The organism is Blautia caecimuris, assembly GCF_024622975.1.
Lineage (GTDB): Bacteria > Bacillota > Clostridia > Lachnospirales > Lachnospiraceae > Blautia_A > Blautia_A caecimuris.
Genome location: NZ_JANJZT010000078.1, coordinates 1 through 2,074, shown reverse-complemented (window position 1 = coordinate 2,074; position 2,074 = coordinate 1). Strand labels below are relative to the sequence as shown.

The following is a 2,074-nucleotide window of genomic DNA, read 5'->3' as shown; positions in this document are numbered from 1 at the left end:
GCTGATGACAGTATACAGGTCAATTCAGAGACAGGCAAGTAAATCAGTATTTTGATAATTTATGAGGTCAACAACACTAAAGTAAGTATGCCTCTTTGTATTTCATCTGTATGATAATATGTTGATCTTTTCAAAAGTACATTTACTTTTGCCATAAGCACTTTAGGACTAAAGGGCTTTGTAACATAATCATCTCCACCCTGTTCATACCCTTTTAGCTTATCATCTTCACTTTCCTTCGCAGTCAGAAATATAATTGGTACGTTACAGATATTCCGAATCATCTTACATACAGAAAATCCATCTAAATGTGGCATCATGACATCTAATATAACCAAATCTATCGGACAAGTTTTTACTATTACCAGACCATCGATACCATCATCTGCTGTTAAACAGGTGTGTCCATTGGAGCAAATAAATTCTGATAAAATAGCCTGCATATTTTTGTCATCTTCAATCACTAAAATTTTAGCCATATTACTCATCTCCTTTTTAGGAAATTATATGCCCTTTATTGTATCTGTGCAATAAAAATGACGTCTGAAATAAAAATCACTTAGAACCTATATGAAATAATTTTTTATAGAGTAATGGAATTTTATTTTCCGGATAATATTCATATTTTACAGGCACTTCTCCTAACTGAGTACGTATATATTCCAATGCCTGCTCTATTCCTCCAATCCGATCTATTAATCCATATTTCCAAGCATAGCTTCCCGAAAAAGAACAACCATCTGATATAATCTCCAATGTCTTTTTATCAAGGTCACAATGCTCCCTAATTGCTTCTAAAAAATGATTCATAATCTCTGAAATCCATTTTTCGGTTCCTCTCTTTGCCTCCTCACTATATTCTTCAAAGAAATTTATTACCTCTGTATTTTTCAACTTCTCTGTTGTAACTTGAAGCCCTATCTTTTCCAGTGCTTCTAAAATATAGGGGCGTGTCATAGCTGCCCCAACTGCTCCAATCACACTAGTGGAATCTGCAAAAATAGTACTTCCACCAAGCGCCATCCAATAGGCCGATGATGTTGCATAATTTCCAATGGATATAACTGTAAGTTTTTGTTCGGAAAGTCTTTTTACTGCTTGATACAAATCATATCCAGCACTTGATGATCCACCTGTTGAATCTATCCGAAAAAGCACTGCTTTAATAGATTTTTTGCGTTTCAATCTATTTATAATACCTATTATTTTACTGCTACTCATATTCTTTTTAGTAACATGAAAAAGTGCAGCACCTGTACCGTCTATAATCTCTCCATTTGCAAAAACAATAGCAATCTTTTTTTTCCAAATATTCTTCGAGTTTTTTAAGGATATCTTTATTTTTTTAGGATAAATTCCATTCTCTGTAATCTCTTGAAGCACTTCTGGCAAAGTTGCTATTTCATCTAAAAATCCAATTTTTTTAGCCTCACCAGCAGAAAAAATGTTTTCTTCCGATAGTTTTCGATATAGATCCTTCTCCTTCCATTTTTTCTGAACCTGTTGTACAAAAGTATATTCGTAATCTTGTAAAAGCTGGTTTGGAAAATTACTTTCTTCAACAAAATCTCCAAGAGAACTAAATGTATCTTTGAATTTCCCTGTTTTTATTGTTTGAAATTTTATTCCCAATTTTTCCAATAGAAGTGCTGCTGAAATACGATTTTTATAAAATCCTCCAAAACATATATTTCCAATTGGGTGTATAAATACCTTCTCAGCACTAGCAGCTAGATAAAGTGTACTCATATTGTAAGAAGGAGCATATAAATAAACATGAATATTGTGATTTCGTAACTTTTCCATTTGACCCGAAATCTCCTCTAGCCCAGCAAAATTGACTGGGCTAAATGAAGAATCCACAATTATTAAGACAAGTTGTACGTTTTGTTTTTTTATAAGGTACTCAGTAAAGTTAAAAAGACTCGCTAGTTGTACTCCATACTGATTTGCACCTACACAGGAGAGTATATTTTCTGATCCAGAACCAATTTCTGTCTTGAGTTTCCGCAAAATGTAATTTCAAAATGAATAGAATCTCCTAAAGTGTCAATCTGCCGATTTTTGAAATTTT

The 2,074-nt window shown here is 33.0% G+C and carries 2 protein-coding genes; both read right to left on the bottom strand.

Annotated elements, in window-relative coordinates; genetic code table 11:
* Positions 1–59: 59 nt before the first annotated feature.
* The gene (locus NSA57_RS19350) at positions 60–479 is read right to left on the bottom strand and encodes a response regulator transcription factor (protein ID WP_306814165.1); all 420 of its coding nucleotides are present in this window, start codon (positions 477–479) and stop codon (positions 60–62) included.
* A 76-nt stretch (positions 480–555) separates the two neighbouring features.
* A complete protein-coding gene (locus NSA57_RS19345) occupies positions 556–1,806 on the bottom strand; it encodes a S49 family peptidase (RefSeq protein ID WP_257465840.1) in 1,251 nt (416 codons plus the stop codon).
* Positions 1,807–2,074 lie beyond the last annotated feature (268 nt).

What these genes read in the sequence shown, in the direction of transcription:
- NSA57_RS19350 (WP_306814165.1), bottom strand. Translation starts at nt 479, where the DNA reads ATGGCTAAAATTTTAGTGATTGAAGATGACAAAAATATGCAGGCTATT.
- NSA57_RS19345 (WP_257465840.1), bottom strand. Translation starts at nt 1,806, where the DNA reads ATGGAAAAGTTACGAAATCACAATATTCATGTTTATTTATATGCTCCT.